Genomic DNA, 16,947 nt, shown 5'->3' on the forward strand with positions numbered 1-16,947 from the left:
TTATGAGGTTAATTTTAATATCTTATCCTGCATCTCTTCTATTTCATCGACAACCTTTCCGTCTGCTACATTATACAAGCAATGCACCAACAATTCGCTCTTATCGGGGCGAATGTCAACGGTTAAGGTTCCAGGGGTCATTGACAAAAGGTTAGAAAGCAATAAAACACCGACATCTGATTTAACACGTAAGGGTATCCATACGAATCCCGGGTTGGTATGCATTTTGGGCGTCAATATATCATAGGCTATATAAACATTTGCCTGTATCAGCTTCAGCAGATAATACACCAGAAAACTTATAACCAGGTATGTCTTTGTCATTACTCTCATTCCGTACCCTTTAACACTGCTTCAATATAAACGTTTGGATCCATCAGTTGGTTGGCAGCAATATGCGTTAACTCAAAGAAAGATGCTGCCAGAAGCCCCAGCAAAACACTTGCTATGGCAAGAATGACTGATGGCAGAACTTCACTAATATTCAATTTCACATCAGATGGTAATTGAGTGTTCTCCGGCTGTTTCTTCAAAAAAGCTTCATTCCATATTTTGATCATCGAATAGAGCGTCAACAGGCTTGTTAAAACTGCCACAGCGGTTACAATGTAGTGCTTGTCCTCAAAACCAGCTTTAATCAGTATGAATTTGCCGAAAAAGCCTGATAAGGGTGGAATACCTGCCAAAGCAAAGGCAGGAATTATAAAGAGAATCGCGATAAAAGGTCTTTCTTTGTATAGCCCCCCTATATCTTTAAGGTAGAAGGTTCCTTTTATTTTACTGACAATACCCATCACCAGGAAGGTATTGGTTTTGGCAATGATGTTATGGATCATAAAGAAAATAGCCCCGGCAATTGCCAGGGGTGTATAAATACCCAGCCCCATGATCATGTAGCCTATCTGACTGATTATATGATAGGACAAAATGCGCCGTGTCTCAAAATAAATGGTTGCCGCCATACCGCCAATAACCATTGTTAAACCGGCTATTATCAATAACAAATTGTGCCAGAAGAAAACATCCTGCACAAAGAATAATGTAAAAAAGCGAATAAGTGCATATACACCAACCTTGGTCAGCAAGCCTGCAAAAAGGGAAGTAACTGTGATGTTGGGTGTATGATAGGAAGCCGGTAACCAGAAGAACAAGGGGAAAACCGCCGCTTTGATACCTAAGGCAACAAAAAACATCATGGCTGAGGTATTCATTAGGATCGACTGCTGGTCATTGTTTAATATTTGGGCAAGGTGAGCCATGTTAAGGGTTCCGGTTTTACCATATAAAAGACCTATACCGGCAAGAAACAACAGTGATGCAATCAGGTTTAAGGTCATGTATTTTATTCCCCCCTCCAACTGCTCCTTTTTTGCCCCCATGGTGATCAAAACGAACGAGGATAACAAAATAACCTCCAACCAAACATAGAAGTTGAACACATCGCCCGTAATAAAAGCACCATTGACCCCCATGGTCAGTGAGAAAAAGAAGACATAAAATTTAGAGTAACCAGGACTGTATCCTACAAAGTTAAAGGCGTAAATAGCTATGACCATAACGATCAAAGCCGTAACCAGGAGCATTAAGGCACCTAGGTAATCTACAGCCAGGGTAATGCCATAAGGAGCCGCCCAGCCTCCCATTTGCAGAACCAATACCTCATCGTTTCTTAACTGTATAAACAGATAAACGGCCACCAGCATATTTAAAGCACCTCCGACTATACCAATCCATCTGTTATAAACAGTGGATCTCGTAAATAACAATACGATGATCAGCGCAAAAGGCAGTAATATGGGTAGTCCGATTGCTGTCATGGCTCAGGCATCAGTATTGGTTAATTGGTCCAGGTCTTCAGTTGATGTGGCCTGGAAGAATTTATAGTTCAAGGCGATGGTAAACACAACAATACCAAAGCCAATCACTATAGCGGTCAACACCAGTGCCTGGGGCAGTGGGTCGGCCATCTGCTCTGTTTCCGGTTGAGGCCCGTTCACAAAAGCCGGTTGTCCGGGAACGATGCCCGCTGACAAGAATACCAGCAGGTTGGTGGCATTACTCATAAAGATGATACCGATTATGAATTTCAGTATGCTTCGCCGTAAGATCAGGTAAACACCCCCGGCATACAAAAGCCCTGTTAATGCAGATAAAAGTATTTCCATTATTTCTTAGTTGAAAGGGTGAATAAAAACAGCAGCGTCACTCCCATAACCGTGAGAAAAACACCGATGTCGAATAACAGTGGCGTGCCTAATTTTGTTAGCCCGATAACAGGAAGTTCCACTGATAGCCACATGCCTTTCATCAGTGGTGATCCGCTAACAAAAGCCGGCACAAAACTCAGGATCACACATATAAGCCCCGCTCCCATATATTGCTCAGGACTGATACTTAGTTTATTTTTAATCTGATAGCTGGTAAAGGCCAAGCTATCGTATACAATATACAAGGCAGCTAACAATCCTCCTATGAAGCCCCCACCCGGGAAGTTATGCCCTCTCAAAAGAGCGATCATAGCGAATGAGAGAAATAATATCTTTAGATATTTGGCAGCCAGCTGCAATATAACAGAATTCATTTCTTTGTCTTTTTAACATTTAACAATGTAAATACCCCCAGGGCAGCAATGGTCAGTACAGTTATCTCACCAAGTGTATCAAGCGCCCGGAAATCAACCAGGATAACATTGACCACATTCTTTCCATAGGCCTTCAATGCGCTGTTCTCAACAAAATAGTCTGATATGGAGGGATTGAAATCAATGTGAATAGCCTTTAAGGCCAGGAGGGTCATGATCACTCCAAAACCAAGAGCTATAAAAGCGTCACGTATTTTTGTTTTACGACTGGAAAGTTTGACAAACCTAGGCAATCGCCTTAGTAAGAGTACAAACATGACCACCATTAATGTTTCTATTATGATTTGGGTTATCGCCAGATCCACTGCACTGTAATAGAGGTAGATTAGCGAAATACCATAACCCGTAACAGCCATGGCTACAATGGTAAATAAACTACTCTTTGATAAAGCACTCATTAATACAGACATCATAATGATGAGTACCAAACCGGAAATATAAAAGGGCAATAGTGTAAAGGTCGATTCTATTTCCCAGCCCCGTGTAAAGTATAACTGAAAGATTAAAAGTACTGATGTGAAAGCGATGATGGTAATAATGTAAAATCGATTGTATCCGTGCTGTATCATGTGGGTATTCCTGCTTGAAAAAGCAATAAATCTGTCCAGTCCGCTGGAAAACACTTTTGTAAAGTTGATGGAAAATATGCGGTTATTAAGCCTTTGCCAAACTTTTATGACCTGCTTGTGCTTATAAATAATGATGAAAAGAGATATACCTGCCAGAACAGTAAACGCACTTAGGAAAAACACCTGGTTCAAACCATGCCATAATTTGAGTTTAATCTGCACATCATCTGTTCTTATAATATTTAAAGCCGGTCCTACCAGTTCAGTAAGCAGATCGGGAAAGAGTCCAAAGCCCAGGCTTAACAAGGCCAGTATGCCAGGGCTGAATAACAGGAAACGGTATGTTCCAACGGGCTTCCTTGCTCCTTCTCTTGCATGCCCCAAAAAGACTTCAAACAAAAACAGAAAAGCGATGGTTACCATAAAGACATTTGAAGTTACGCCTATGACCAGTAATATTGTAGACATCCAGGGCGAATCAAATTTTGCTTCATAGATCAATTCCTTTCCTATAAAACCGAGCATAGGTGGTAATCCGGCCATGGACAGTAAAGCTATCAAAGCAACTACAAAGGCCAGTGGCGATGAATGTATTAAGCCTCCTATTTTATCAATTGACCTGGTACCGGTCTGTTTGGTGATATATCCGGCCAGCATAAAAAGAGCCGATTTATAGAAAGCGTGAACAAACAAAAATACCATAGCCGCTTTCACCGACTGTTGTGTATCGATCCCCAACAAAAGAACGAGAACACCCAGGGCGCTAATGGTCGTATAGGCAAGTATTAGCTTGATATCTATTTGGGTGATGGCGAGGTAGGAACCGGTCAACATGGTCAATGCACCAAAAAGTGGTACTATTTGCGTCCATTCGGGAGTACCTCCCAATACAGGATAAAGACGTGCCAGCAAAAACACTCCGGCTTTAACCATTGTGGCAGAATGTAAAAAAGCGCTCACCGGTGTTGGTGCCTGCATGGCTCCCAAAAGCCAAAAGTGAAAAGGAAACTGAGCTGATTTGGTAAAGATCCCTGTCAGTATGAGTATAAGAGCCGGTAAATACCTGTTATCAGCTTTAATGACATGAGCCTGTTCCATCCAGACTGATAAAGAATAACTATCGACAATGCTTCCTATGAGGATAATAGCTGCAAACAGACATAGGCCGCCAAAACCTGTAACAAACAATGACTGGAAAGCAGCTTTACGAGCTTGTACATTTTCATTGAAATAGCTGATGAGCATAAAGGATAACACGCTGGTTAACTCCCAAAACATAAAGAGTTGAATGAAATCAGCTGAAAGTACCAACCCAAGCATAGCACCGCTAAAAAGTGTCAGGTAGAAATAAAATTTAATAGTACCCGTATAGCTTTTCATGTATGTTCCGGCATAAATAAATACCAGAAAGCCAATAAAGGTAATCAGTAAGGCGAATACCATGCTCAATCCGTCGAGCCTCAATTCAAAGTTTAAGCCCAGCTGAGGTATCCATTCCCGTTGAATGTTTATTGAATTGCCAGCTGCAACATCAGGCAAATGTGTGATAAAAAAAGAAAAGAGGGATAAATGAAATACCGCTATTAGTAAAGAATTGTATTTAGACAGTTTTGCGGGTATCAAAAACAAAGCGAAAGCCAGCACCAAATATAGAATAAGGATTATGAGCATACTTCATTGTATTAGTACCAGTTATAATTAACAAAAACAACAAAACAATCAGCTTCAATTTAATAGCTAATGACTTATTAAGCAAACACCTGTGTCCTTGTTTTTGTTTATGCCCCGTCCTTTCCATGTATGTGTAAATACTTAGCCTGTCTGTCTGAGTTAGAAGCTTGTTGATCATGTTCTATTCAGGCATCTATATCCTGATACCTGTTTTATGAGTTGGAGCCTGATGCAATATGAAGAATTGAGCTGCGACTACTTGTATGCCAATTCTATGCTTCAACTATAAAAACATCAATAGTGTTATAAGCAAGATGGTAAGCATACCGGCAATAAATGTTTTCCATAAGGCCTTTCGGTCTGCAGCCTCCAAGTCGTTGTCATTAAAATTTTCCATACTATTCATATAATAAAATAATTACCAATGTTATAAGTATTCCAATAACGATGCCGATGCACATTACTCTGCATTTTTGGAGAAAACGGATTTGACCACATATCTTTTCTTTTTCATGATTATAAAATTCAAATGATTTTTTCATAATAGATTGAGTTCAGTCACTAACTACAGAGTCTGATAAGTTGCTCTATTCATATTGTTCCATTTCAATTGTAGTTCATTTAGAATTTCATTGAACGGCTAATGAATAATAGCTACTTAACCGTAACCTTATCTGACACGGGTAAACATTCCATAGCTTTCTATAATCGGGTCTTTACTTTTAAGTGTTAGTTTATCGTCACAATACTGATAACTAAATGAATCTTCTTCATTATTGATCCTTATTGTTAATGTATTGGCATCTATGTGATAAGTAAATGACACTGATCCGTAATATTTGATAAAACAGCCTTCGGAATCCTTAATTCGACCTTCATAATGACTATGCCCTACCTTTGTTTCATGAAGAAAAAGAATCACATAACTATACTCACCATCGACATAGTTTAGGGGGAAGTTTTGATTGTTCTCCAACATGCGCCATTCTCCACTAATGTTTATTGCCTCCATATAATCAATCAATTAATACACATTATTTTCTCACCTATTTGGCTAGTTTAACGATCCCGATTCTTAATCCATACAATGTCAGTTGCACCAAATTTTCGCTTCCTGTCTTCGACATAAGACTTTCCCTGTGTTTATCAACTGTTTTTTCAGATATATACAGGTATTTGGCTATATCAGAACGTGATACACCCGAACATATTAATTTGAACACCTCCATTTCTCGATCGGTAAAAGACTCAATGATTACACTATCCGTTTTATCACCTTTCTTAGACCTTGAAGTTGACTGCGTTTTTGATTCAGGCTTCGTTTTATTATATGCGCGACGCATATTCATCTTAGTCAGCAGTATAGATACTTTGGGAGAAAAGTAGTTATGTCCGTTTGCTGTTGCCTTCAACGCGGTTTCTATTTCTTCCACACTTGAATCTTTAAGCAGCAGGCTATTAACATCTGCATAGATAATATCTTCAATATACTTTACATCAACCAGTGAGGTAATGGCAATGATCTTTATTTGCGGGTATTGTTGTTTACACTCTTTGCTGGTATCAACACCGCTTTTACCTGGCATCAGGATATCCATAAAAATAATATCAGGCAGAGTTCCCTTGCTTACTTTGCGCAAAAACTCAATCCCACTATTGTATACAACTACCTCTTCAACAATATTGAGATCCAACAAAAAGAACTTCAGGCCTTCTGAAAAAAGAGGGTGATCATCAACTATAGCAATTTTCATAGAAAGTATATTTATTTATGCATACCATAAAAGATCAGACTATTATTAGTTAATACGGATCAGCATTAGGTGGTTAAGGTCCCGTTTTCATTTCAATACCTACTGTAAGACCTTGATTTTCCACGGGATAAAAATTACATATCCCCTCAAAAGCTTTAACCCTGTTATGAATATTTGCTATGCCCATTCCTTTGGCAAATGATGTATCTTCTATATCTATTTTACCATTACCGTTATCTTCAAACAGGATAAACAAATTGCTATCGACAACAAACAGATAAATATCTGCCTGTGATGCATTGCCATGCTTCAATGAATTGGATATCAACTCAGTTATAATTCTATAGGCAGCCAGTTCTAACTTCGAGGGTAAATCTTCAACAAATAGCGAAGAATAGATATTAACATTGATTTGACCACTATCATCGTATAACTGTTTAATGTTATTAAGACCACCAATGAGTCCGAGTCGTTCAAGTTGCGGAGGTCTTATCTGCCGGGCAATGGACCTTACTTCCTGAGCTGTATCTTTGATAATGCGATCAACTTTAGCTATGAGGTCATTATGCAGGTTCTGTTTTTGTACCAGATTCAGGTAAATACTGGCAGCTGATAAGCTGGCACCTACCGAATCATGAAGCTCCATTGATATAAAACTCTTTTGCTTTTCTTCAGCATTCCATATGGCTTCCATAATCTCCTTGTTACGCTCTTTTTCCTGAGTACAGTCAATGGAGATGCCTCTGATACCAATAAGCATATTGTCATCGAATATTGGCTTACCAGCCGATTTTAAAAATGTCTTTGTTTCCCCCTTGGTTAGAAATACTTCAAGATCATTAAATTCGGCAGGGGTGCCGGAATAATTGCCAATCAGCTCATATAATTTGCAATGTAGTTCTTTGTCAAACAAACTGGAAATGGGTTTCCCGATCAGATCCTTATCTATTAGGTCTGAATACCTCGAAACCGTAGGTGATATATATCTGATCATTCCATTCAGGTCTATTTCCCAAATAACACCTGTCAGGTGTTCTACTATCTCTTTGTACTTATAGTCTGATTCTATAAGCTGTTTTGTTCGCCTGACAACCAATGATTCGAGGTTATTTTTATAGTTAAGTAAGGATTCCCTTACCTTTTTCTCTTCCGTAATATCACGCTTAATTCCAACAAAGAACTCGATACGGTCATCAATAAAAACAGGACTTATTTTTGCTTCTTCATAAAATATAGTTCCATCCTTCTTCTTGTTTATCAGCTCGCCTTCCCATATACGCCCCGATTTAATGGTTGACCATAAATCACGGTATACAGATGCTTCCACCTGTCCCGATTTTAACATACCCGGAGAACGTCCAATAACTTCATCTGGTCCGTATCCTGTAATGTTAAAGAAGTACCTGTTGGCATATTCTATATTACCATCCTTATTGGTTATAACGACAGATACAGGACTTTGCTCCACAACAACTTTCAACTTTTCAACGGTTTCTATTGATTCCGTTATTTCCTTTATAAGCATGGTTGAACCATCAGGCAGTCCGTGTTGTCGACGACGTTTAGTGATAGTGACATGGTAGACCTCTTTGTTCCGTGAAAACATGAACTCTACCGCTCCTTCCTGCGTGCGGTGCTTATCAAGAGCATCTTTGAATTTATCAAGCAGATCATCATCGACTATTTGCGAGTAATGTTTGCGCCTTAACTCATTGATCGTTTCTCCAAAAAGCCCCACTTTAAAGGGACCTATATAATCTTCAAAACAGTCCTTATCATCTAAAGAGTATACGTAATCGTCAATTGACAGGATTGTGCTTGAAATGATACTTTCCCTTTTAAGTGCATCATTCGTGAGTTGATTAGCCACATTTTCCTTTTTCCTGCTTTGTTCTATTGATTCTTTATCTGACAGTTGACCACAGATGATATTGGCAATGGCTTTCAGAAAACTGATGATGGTCTCAACCTTTTCTTTAGAAAACACCTCAATTTCTGAAATTGCCTCCAGGTAGTCTTCTTCTGCAAAGCCAAACCTTTTGGCATTTTGTTTGAAGAACTCCAACGATGGTTTCTTGAAGAAGAACTGACCTGTAAACAAGTTGGCTATTAACTGGTCCTTATACCTCACAGGCACAGCAACATCTACCAAACCGTTAAGGCATTGGTAAATGGCATAACCCTTTCCCTCGATCATTTTTTGAGATAAGTAGGCATCACTGATCTGGCAATTGGCATTTGAAATATTACACTTCCGATGAAAATCGGTGCAAGCCCTTTGCCAGCCAGCGCCAATATATGAACCATTATTGTTCAGCATTACCTCTCCATCAGGCAACAACAGAGATATTGGTACTCCCGACAGCTTATTAAAGCTTTCAAATAAACTTTGTAAATGGTTAATGTTAAGAATCGATTTTAGCATCTGTGGCAAATCAAATGTGTTAATAATAACTCCTGTTTAAGCCCTCTTATGGTCCTATACAAAATTCATATTCTTTTATCGATAATTTGGTGGTAGTTTTTCTACTTCTATGGTAGCATATTGCGTATTTTTTCTACGCAATATGCGTATACACTCTACGCATATTGCGTAATAAAACAAATGTTTCACACACTCTATAAGCAACTTAAGTACATTCGGGAGGTAGCTGTCATTGAATTTATGTTTAAACAATGATTGCCGTCAAACCATATACCTCAGGCCTTGTATAGTTTCTTACTGAAAGGATGAAAATGAATGTAAATTTCATCATCCGGCAAGCTCTCCAAAACAGCTTCTTTTATGAGTTCATAATTCATTGGTAAAGAATATTTTAAGTAATACATCTATGCCTGACAATATGGTTTCATGATGATACTAGCCATCATTAAATGGTATTATTGTTGATGGTCGTTCTGCCTGTAAGAAGCTTGCATTAATTCATAAACCCGTTCGTTAAAAGAAAAGGCTCCACAGAAATGATAATCTTATGAAGCCCTTGTTTAGGGTGGTAATCCTTATTAGTTCAATTGTTCATATCTGCATGTTTGACACGTAAAACGTGTTAATCTTTAAACCTTTCCGTTTTATATTCTTTCAAATTTTATCGTCTGTATTTCTTCATTCAGATCGCCTGCAGGCTTGAAACGGATACCTATGTTCTTTACTTTGAAGGGCGACACCTCTTCGGGACTGGTACTGCTCTCACTGCAAGTGCGCAGGCTTAATGTTCCTACATTATTAATTTCCACATAGTAGCCCTGCATCAGATACTTACATAACAAATCAGAAAATGCTAATAAAACACGCTGTACATCGCTCTTTGTTAATGATGTAAGACTTGTAATTTCCTGTTCTAACTGTGCGCGTTTAATAGTTCCCAAATGCACAGGCTTCACGTAATATTTACTTTCATTTTTGTTTTGAGGGTTAACCCTCTGTTGTACTCTATATTTTATCACCATATCCATATTTTTAATAACCTTTTTTATTCTAATAAGCCTTAATGGATTTACGTTGCAAAAACTTACCTGCCCTCCTTTAAAATATATTTGGGCATTTCAGTCCTTTTAGATTTGGAAGTACCTTCTTAATGCAAAAGGCATGAACTCAATTCAACTGACAAACTTCTCTTTTACAATTACCTGACTTAAAAAACTGTGACAAATATATATGGCTCATTGGTGTTAAATGGTAGTAGTTTTACCCATATTATATGGGAATTATTGGTAATTTATGGTGGGATTATTAGTAATTTCCATACGCATTTTGCGTACTAATAATTAGTAGTGAATTTTTCACAGCGTTAAATATCAAAGTCTTACAACACTTTCAATAACTAAAAAAGTGCGCGATATCATAGACTTGGAATCCAACTACTTTATTGCTGTAAATGAAATAATCTGAGGCTTATAGTTTTAGTTTGAAAACTGGTAATGAATTACTTCCATAAAAACCATTCAGCCTTAAAACCAAAATACCAGCCTACGTCTTTTTGACCGACAAACTGCAAATAGGGTGAATACTGGTCTTCAGTGGCTGCATCGTTGTAGAAAGCCACCGAAGTCACGAATCTAAAGTGCGGGCGCGCCCAATAATTTCTGTCTCCAATAGGAGAAATGGTTGGCGCCAGGGATAATTTAAACATTGAATAACCGGGCTCTTCACCATCGGTTCGGTGCGCATAATGTGCTTCACTTAGCAGATGGAATATATCACTGATGTAATAGGTTTCGCGGCAACCTATGGCAAATTCTCTTTTGAAATTATATACTTCCTGGTCGTGATACGTTTTTGATAAACCCTTTGTGTTTGCTCCTCCCTTACTTTGAGTATAGACCGCATATGCGCTAAGACTATGATCTGTGTTTATATTGAGTAATAGCTCATCAACGACTGATATTGAATAAGCTCCTGAAAAATCGTACTTATCCAAATCGGGTGCCCCAAATGTCAACCACGTGCGCGACACACCACCGTCACCCCCATTGGCGATACGCGCGCCATAACGCAGTGCTAACTTATGAAAGCCTCCTGGCTTATAGCCTTTGAGTTTTGAAGTCAGGCGTGCCCCAAATACAAAGCCAAAGTCCGAAGGGTAATCCGGATCATCAACCTCATCATCATCGGCATTGGCATCTAAATCACCCATGTGATGGTATTCTCCCAAAAGGGTAAGCATATGTTTGTCTGACAAGTGAAGATCATGCTCAATTGTCGCCACCAATCTTTGCCTCAGGGCAGCAGAAGGTGTTCCTGATTCAATGTTCAGGTAAAAATACGGAGGCAGCGATGATGTTGTATCAGTAGAAGAAACAAAAAGCGCACAGAATCGTGTATCCTTATACTCCACACCAAAACCCTGCCCAGAGTGATCGTTAAAGTAGAAGTGATCAATAATATGCGCATCGGCACCACGGTATAAGCGGGCACCAATCCATATATTAACACCTGAGTTGGCAATATTTTGTGCCTCTGCATATATTTCAGGTAGCGCAAAAGTAAGTCCGCCCAAACTGGATGTTGATGAATTACCGATCAGCGACAGACTTTGCGAATAAGCTGCCAGACGAAACTGTACATTGATAATGGTAGAATCATACCCCGAAGCAGGCTTAAAATGAATGGCAGGTACCAGTTCCAGGTAATCCTGTTCTTCCAGTCTTCCACCTATGCTCCCCATGTTACTCAAATTTAGGCGACGCCCGACTGCACCACCCTCGGCAAATGACCAATCCACCCCTATCCTGCCATATGAACCTAAGGACAGGTTCTTGTTGGTCACATTCTGATACATAATTTGTGAATACGATAACGCCGAACTACTTAACAACAGTAAAGCAATGATAATTTGTTTCAAGGCTCAAGATTTTAAATTACGCCATTACGGCGAGTTAGATTAGTTATACTAAATGTAACATTACCAAAATATTATGCAAAAATCAACTGGACTTATATAAAATAACACACTACATTTATTGGTTGATAATTATTATCAATCATAAACATTATAAAATGCTTCCGAATCAGGGTCTGCAACTCTGTATTGGCATGCTTAGTCATTTATAAACCTAAAACTATAATGAGATGAAAAAATTGATTGCTGAATTTTTTGGAACACTTTGGTTAGTTCTGGGAGGTTGTGGTAGCGCGGTTTTTGCAGCGGCCTATCCTGAATTGGGTATCGGCTTTGCTGGCGTATCCTTAGCCTTTGGGTTAACCGTGCTTACCATGGCCTATGCCATTGGTCATATTTCAGGATGCCATTTAAACCCTGCTGTTACCTTTGGATTATGGGCTGGTGGTCGCTTCGAAGGCAAAGATGTTGTTCCTTACATTATTTCACAGGTATTGGGTGCTTTGGCTGGTGCTTCTATCATTTACCTGATTGCCAGTGGAAAGCCTGGTTTTGAATTAGGCGGCTTTGCAGCTAATGGATATGGAGAGTTGTCGCCTGGCGGATATGGAATGACAGCAGCCTTAGTTTGCGAAATTGCCATGACATTTATGTTCCTGATCATTATACTTGGTGCCACTCATTCAAAAGCCCCAAAGGGATTTGCAGGAGTAGCCATTGGACTTGGACTTACTTTAATACACCTTATCAGTATTCCGGTTACCAATACATCTGTTAACCCAGCCCGAAGTACCAGTCAGGCATTATTTGCAGGTGGCGATTATGCAGGTCAGTTATGGCTGTTCTGGGTAGCTCCGATCGTTGGTGCTATCATTGCCGGCTTTTTATACAAATACCTGTCTCCTGAAGAAGAGTAAAACCTGCATCTATTTTCAATTCAGGCTGAGATTTACATTATAATCATATTCAAGGGGCGTTGCCTTTTAGTGTTCGAAATGAAGTTTTATAAACGTATATATCTATGCATCATGTAAATCAGCTCTCCTCCTTTCGAGGAGGAGTACGGTGAGGAACGAACCGGGAGGTGGTTTTAGACAATTTTGCAACAACTTATACATCCTTCTTATATTACTGAAAATTACTTTATTAAAAAGACTTAAAACCACCTCCCCTCTCCTTCGTCGAGGTACTCCTCCTTGCCAGGAGGAGAGCTGATTTACAGCTTGCAAAACACTATATATGTGAATGTTTGAATCTTTTCGAACACTCGTGGGCGATGCCCCTTGTTTTAATGTGTCAAAACTTCTGTTTTTTATGCAGGTTGAAGAGCCAAAACTTAATGACATTGTCCACGCGAGTAAGATAGCTTTCGAAACTGTCACATGGTTTATCAATCTGTTTTGAACTCACGTCATAAAATACTCTCCTTACAAAACGATTTTATTCCGATGACACAACTTCTATTATTTCTTGTTGATGTTATTAAGGTTGATATATTCAACCGGTGAGAAGTTCATTCGTTTATTAAATTCTCTATGGAATGAAGCCCTGGATTTATATCCAAACTTTTCGGCAATTGAGTCAATTGACAATAGCAGTGCCTCCTGGTCATTTTTCATAAATTCAACGGCATCAGCTATCCTGTAATCATTTATTAATTCCTTAATGGTTTTGTTTTCTTCTGCTAAAACCGCTTTACTTAAGGCAGCTCTGTTACAGGCTAATGCATTGCTTAACTGCCCCAGCGAACAATTCACATCCAAATACTCTTTCCTGCTCTTAAACAGTTCGCTTAAAGCCTGGTAAATGACCTTATAATCTTCCTCTGCATCTGACTGAACCGGAACAGATCGCGTACTTGCCGCCTCTGCCATCGCATCGTCTCCTACAATGTGTTTTGCATATCTTATTTTCACTAATAAAAACACCACAAGCAAGAGATTGAACACAATAAACAGCCCTAATTTCCACATGCTTTTTTGGTGCTTAATCATATAGCCTAAACGATATGTTTGATTACCAATTTTAAATCCTTCCCATTTGACCATGTAGGTCTCCTTGTCAAAATCAAAAGAGTAGAATTCGGATGGAAAGTATTTTCTTTCAAGGGTGGTATTTAGAAACTCCCTAACCTCTGATTGAGTAACGTTTAATTCAATATCAGAACCTATCCTAATATTCTCTCCCTTGCCATAGGCCAGTAATACAACATTATCTGATCTGTCAGTTAGAATAAAGTAACTATCGAGCTGCTTGATCTTTTTAAATGATCGCGCAATGTACTCAAGTGAAACATCAACTGCCAGTAGACGGCCTGAATTATCATCACTTAAGTTGGCAGCTTCAACAAGCTGTCTGTCCAACATGTGGCTTCGATAAAAATCGGAAAGAACAATTTTATTGGTGTAATACAGTTCATTTGTAAACCAGCTTGTATCTTCCTCCTGAATGTGACTGTTCTTTAGCCGTTCTATGTTTACGGGAAACCCCTGTTTATCCAGGTTGAATCTTTCGGTGTAAAACTCATTTCTGTCACGTATCAAAACGCGTCTCATATAGTCTGTATCGCTGAGCCTTACAACCCTAAGAGCTATACTATCAGAAGACAAACCTTTAAACTCTTCTATTACTTCATAACCTTTTATAAACGATGAGAAAATCCTGGTTTCAAAATCAATTCTTTCCTGTTCTGAATCAATGGGCTTTACAGCCAATAGTTCATTAACTGTGGTAAGTACTTGCAGGCATGATTCCTCTATCACTTGTAGCTTCCATTTCAATAGTTTGGATTCTTTATCATAGACATGCACTATTTCCTTTTCATAATTGTTTACCCGTACTATATGAATAGCAGCAAAAGTGACCGCAATTATTATATAAATGGAGAGTATAGCTACAAAATTCCTTTTAAGGTACTGCATTAATAAATTTGGTTAAAGTTTTACATCATTGCGCTCAATGCACTTACTAAACACCTCATAAACTTCCACTTACCAATACGCATTTGGGCTACCTTTTTAAAACGACTAATAATTATTAATAGTCAAATACTAATAATTAGTAGTGAAAAGTGGAATTATTGGTATTCAAATATACTGTAAGGAGTAAAAATCTACTAGTATTCAGGCGTAGTTTTGCCTATGAAATTTTTAAAAGTCAAACAATTATTTTTTAGTAGTATGAAAAGAGTAATCATTACAATGGGTTTACTCATTTACATTGCTATTTCATTAAGTGGACAAAACAAGGGCAAAGTGGATGTGAAACCTTATTTAAAGCAAAACTGGAAAACACTGGGTTTATTATACCTGGCGGGTTTTGGTGAAGGTCATGCTGAGTTATTGCAACACCATTATTATAAATTCGAAGGTAAATATCCCAATGCCAACCACCAGTTTTGGGACCCTGATTTATCGTGGACCAACAAGTATAAAAACAATGACCCTGAACAGGGAGCACGTTTTTGGGGCAGTACCAATGTTTTTGTAGCCACAACCGATGCCTACCATGGCTTTAAGTTTATTCAGAAAGCCGCGATAGTAGGTGCTGTAACCATCAACCTCAACAGCAAGAAAAAATTCAGACAGTATGTGCTGGATGCGATTATCTACCTGGCAGCTTATACAAGCGGATTTTACACTTCCTATGGTTTAATGTATAACTAGTCCTGCATTTATGACAATTAATAGTCTCTGCCACATGCGGAGATGTATACTACAATAACCTACATGAGCATCTATGAAAAAGCATCAGTAATAAGTCATTAATTACAAATAAATATTACAAAATGAAAACCATGATATTATTAAGAATGCTTACACTGGCAACTATGGTAATGACAACATTAGCCTGCAGTAAAACAACTATTCATCACGCGGCTACTGTGCTTTCCGAGTATGAAACTATAAAGCTGTTTAGCGATGTTTCGGACCATGACCTGAAAGCAGATGGCTGGGAAGACGACAAAAAGGCAACTTCCATTTTGGGTTATCCTGCTTCACTAAGCTACAAAGCTACAACAGGCTTTATCAATAAGAAGCCGGGGATGTATGTTTATCAAATGACGCTTGAAGCTACAATAGATATTCCTGTGGAATTATTTGTATCCTATTATCAGGATAAAATACAGAAAGAAGTGGAAGGTGGAGAGGTCTATCCCACGAAAATTGGTGACTCATACTACTTTACCAAAGGTGTTGAAGATATTGTGATAACACCGTTGAACGACATTGAGGTGCTTATTGTCATTAGTTCCAATAAGCCCGGGTACATTAAAATTACTCCTTAATTGTATGGTTCCCCGTTAGCTGATCTCCCCCCTTGATTGGCTAACAATTAATACCGACGGTGTCCAAACATCGTCGGTTTCTTATGATCTTTACCTACGGTGAGACTAGGTCGACCGGCTATTATTAGCGAAACTGTCGGTAAAAAAAGCTGAGCGTCCAAGGCATGTGAGAAAATCACAGGACTGAATACCTATATCGACAAAAACCTGCCTTACAGACAAATAGCCATAACTGCGATACTTAATCCCATATGAATCTTTCGTCATACTCCAGGTTGTACTTCTTAAAAAACATCTCAAGCTCCTCTTGATAGGATAAATGCTTATGATGTTCTTTTGGGTTAATTATATATCTATTTATGGTTTCTGGTTTTGAACTACTTTGGATAATAAAAGGGTATCTTTCTTTTGTGCCAAATGTCAGATGGACATAAAGTTGTGATAATGATTGTCCCATAGTTTATGGATAAGCGTATCAAAAATGTTCCAGACCTACAGCCTGGATTGTCATTGTATATATGTTCTTGGGCGTTGCCTTTTAGTGTTCGAAAAGAAGTCTTATAAACGTATAGATCTATGCATCATGTAAATCAGCTCTCCTCCTTACAAAAAGCTACTCTTTACTGTTATTATTGTTCAATATGCTCATAGCAAGCAAATAACCTTCGTATTTTATTGTAAAAAT

The 16,947-nt window shown here is 38.6% G+C and carries 14 protein-coding genes; 3 read left to right on the plus strand and 11 right to left on the minus strand.

Annotation, left to right across the window (positions count from 1 at the left end; all coding sequences use genetic code 11):
* From ACRD69_RS23500 to ACRD69_RS23545, 10 genes are all read right to left on the minus strand, one after another.
* Positions 1-333: a Na+/H+ antiporter subunit E gene (locus ACRD69_RS23500; protein WP_430817596.1), complete on the minus strand. Its 333-nt coding sequence runs from the start codon at positions 331-333 to the stop codon at positions 1-3.
* Entirely contained in the window at positions 330-1,817 is a 1,488-nt protein-coding gene (locus ACRD69_RS23505; RefSeq protein ID WP_430817597.1) for a proton-conducting transporter transmembrane domain-containing protein, read from the minus strand. Before ACRD69_RS23505 ends, ACRD69_RS23500 begins: the two co-directional genes overlap by 4 nt.
* Before the next feature lie 3 nt (positions 1,818-1,820).
* Entirely contained in the window at positions 1,821-2,165 is a 345-nt protein-coding gene (locus tag ACRD69_RS23510) for an NADH-quinone oxidoreductase subunit K (protein ID WP_430817598.1), read from the minus strand.
* A complete protein-coding gene (locus tag ACRD69_RS23515) occupies positions 2,165-2,581 on the minus strand; it encodes an MnhB domain-containing protein (protein WP_430817599.1) in 417 nt (138 codons plus the stop codon). Before ACRD69_RS23515 ends, ACRD69_RS23510 begins: the two co-directional genes overlap by 1 nt.
* On the minus strand, positions 2,578-4,881 hold the full coding sequence (gene mbhE, locus ACRD69_RS23520; RefSeq protein ID WP_430817600.1) for a hydrogen gas-evolving membrane-bound hydrogenase subunit E: 2,304 nt from the start codon (positions 4,879-4,881) through the stop codon (positions 2,578-2,580). The genes ACRD69_RS23515 and mbhE overlap by 4 nt, the downstream gene beginning before the upstream one ends.
* Positions 4,882-5,551: 670 nt before the next feature.
* The gene (locus ACRD69_RS23525; protein WP_430817601.1) at positions 5,552-5,893 is read right to left on the minus strand and encodes a hypothetical protein; all 342 of its coding nucleotides are present in this window, start codon (positions 5,891-5,893) and stop codon (positions 5,552-5,554) included.
* A 34-nt stretch (positions 5,894-5,927) separates the two neighbouring features.
* The gene (locus tag ACRD69_RS23530) at positions 5,928-6,635 is read right to left on the minus strand and encodes a response regulator (protein ID WP_430817602.1); all 708 of its coding nucleotides are present in this window, start codon (positions 6,633-6,635) and stop codon (positions 5,928-5,930) included.
* Positions 6,636-6,708: 73 nt separating this feature from the next.
* Positions 6,709-9,060 carry a PocR ligand-binding domain-containing protein gene (locus ACRD69_RS23535; protein WP_430817603.1) on the minus strand — a complete coding sequence of 784 codons (2,352 nt, stop codon included), beginning with the start codon at positions 9,058-9,060 and terminating at the stop codon, positions 6,709-6,711.
* Between the two features lie 644 nt (positions 9,061-9,704).
* On the minus strand, positions 9,705-10,082 hold the full coding sequence (locus ACRD69_RS23540; RefSeq protein WP_430817604.1) for an HU family DNA-binding protein: 378 nt from the start codon (positions 10,080-10,082) through the stop codon (positions 9,705-9,707).
* 476 nt (positions 10,083-10,558) lie between these two features.
* Positions 10,559-11,977: a carbohydrate porin gene (locus ACRD69_RS23545; RefSeq protein ID WP_430817605.1), complete on the minus strand. Its 1,419-nt coding sequence runs from the start codon at positions 11,975-11,977 to the stop codon at positions 10,559-10,561.
* Positions 11,978-12,204: 227 nt separating this feature from the next.
* Here ACRD69_RS23545 and aqpZ point away from each other — a divergent pair, with 227 nt between their 5' ends.
* A complete protein-coding gene (aqpZ, locus tag ACRD69_RS23550; RefSeq protein WP_430817606.1) occupies positions 12,205-12,891 on the plus strand; it encodes an aquaporin Z in 687 nt (228 codons plus the stop codon).
* A gap of 546 nt (positions 12,892-13,437) precedes the next feature.
* On the opposite strand, the gene ACRD69_RS23555 is transcribed toward aqpZ, so the two are convergent.
* Positions 13,438-14,895: a helix-turn-helix domain-containing protein gene (locus ACRD69_RS23555; protein ID WP_430817607.1), complete on the minus strand. Its 1,458-nt coding sequence runs from the start codon at positions 14,893-14,895 to the stop codon at positions 13,438-13,440.
* A gap of 258 nt (positions 14,896-15,153) precedes the next feature.
* On the opposite strand from ACRD69_RS23555, the gene ACRD69_RS23560 reads away from it, so the two are divergent.
* Together ACRD69_RS23560 and ACRD69_RS23565 are read left to right on the plus strand one after the other, a co-directional pair.
* Positions 15,154-15,639: a hypothetical protein gene (locus tag ACRD69_RS23560; protein WP_430817608.1), complete on the plus strand. Its 486-nt coding sequence runs from the start codon at positions 15,154-15,156 to the stop codon at positions 15,637-15,639.
* Positions 15,640-15,770: 131 nt separating this feature from the next.
* Complete coding sequence (locus tag ACRD69_RS23565) at positions 15,771-16,262, plus strand: hypothetical protein (protein WP_430817609.1); 492 nt, start codon at positions 15,771-15,773, stop codon at positions 16,260-16,262.
* Positions 16,263-16,947 lie beyond the last annotated feature (685 nt).

The sequence above is a fragment of the Carboxylicivirga agarovorans genome, from assembly GCF_050589845.1.
Lineage (GTDB): Bacteria > Bacteroidota > Bacteroidia > Bacteroidales > Marinilabiliaceae > Carboxylicivirga > Carboxylicivirga agarovorans.

Bases quoted from the DNA above. Each gene is read 5' to 3' on its own strand.
- ACRD69_RS23500 (WP_430817596.1), bottom strand. From the start codon at position 333: ATGAGAGTAATGACAAAGACATACCTGGTTATAAGTTTTCTGGTGTAT.
- ACRD69_RS23505 (WP_430817597.1), bottom strand. From the start codon at position 1,817: ATGACAGCAATCGGACTACCCATATTACTGCCTTTTGCGCTGATCATC.
- ACRD69_RS23510 (WP_430817598.1), bottom strand. From the start codon at position 2,165: ATGGAAATACTTTTATCTGCATTAACAGGGCTTTTGTATGCCGGGGGT.
- ACRD69_RS23515 (WP_430817599.1), bottom strand. From the start codon at position 2,581: ATGAATTCTGTTATATTGCAGCTGGCTGCCAAATATCTAAAGATATTA.
- mbhE (WP_430817600.1), bottom strand. From the start codon at position 4,881: ATGCTCATAATCCTTATTCTATATTTGGTGCTGGCTTTCGCTTTGTTT.
- ACRD69_RS23525 (WP_430817601.1), bottom strand. From the start codon at position 5,893: ATGGAGGCAATAAACATTAGTGGAGAATGGCGCATGTTGGAGAACAAT.
- ACRD69_RS23530 (WP_430817602.1), bottom strand. From the start codon at position 6,635: ATGAAAATTGCTATAGTTGATGATCACCCTCTTTTTTCAGAAGGCCTG.
- ACRD69_RS23535 (WP_430817603.1), bottom strand. From the start codon at position 9,060: ATGCTAAAATCGATTCTTAACATTAACCATTTACAAAGTTTATTTGAA.
- ACRD69_RS23540 (WP_430817604.1), bottom strand. From the start codon at position 10,082: ATGGTGATAAAATATAGAGTACAACAGAGGGTTAACCCTCAAAACAAA.
- aqpZ (WP_430817606.1), top strand. From the start codon at position 12,205: ATGAAAAAATTGATTGCTGAATTTTTTGGAACACTTTGGTTAGTTCTG.
- ACRD69_RS23555 (WP_430817607.1), bottom strand. From the start codon at position 14,895: ATGCAGTACCTTAAAAGGAATTTTGTAGCTATACTCTCCATTTATATA.
- ACRD69_RS23560 (WP_430817608.1), top strand. From the start codon at position 15,154: ATGAAAAGAGTAATCATTACAATGGGTTTACTCATTTACATTGCTATT.
- ACRD69_RS23565 (WP_430817609.1), top strand. From the start codon at position 15,771: ATGATATTATTAAGAATGCTTACACTGGCAACTATGGTAATGACAACA.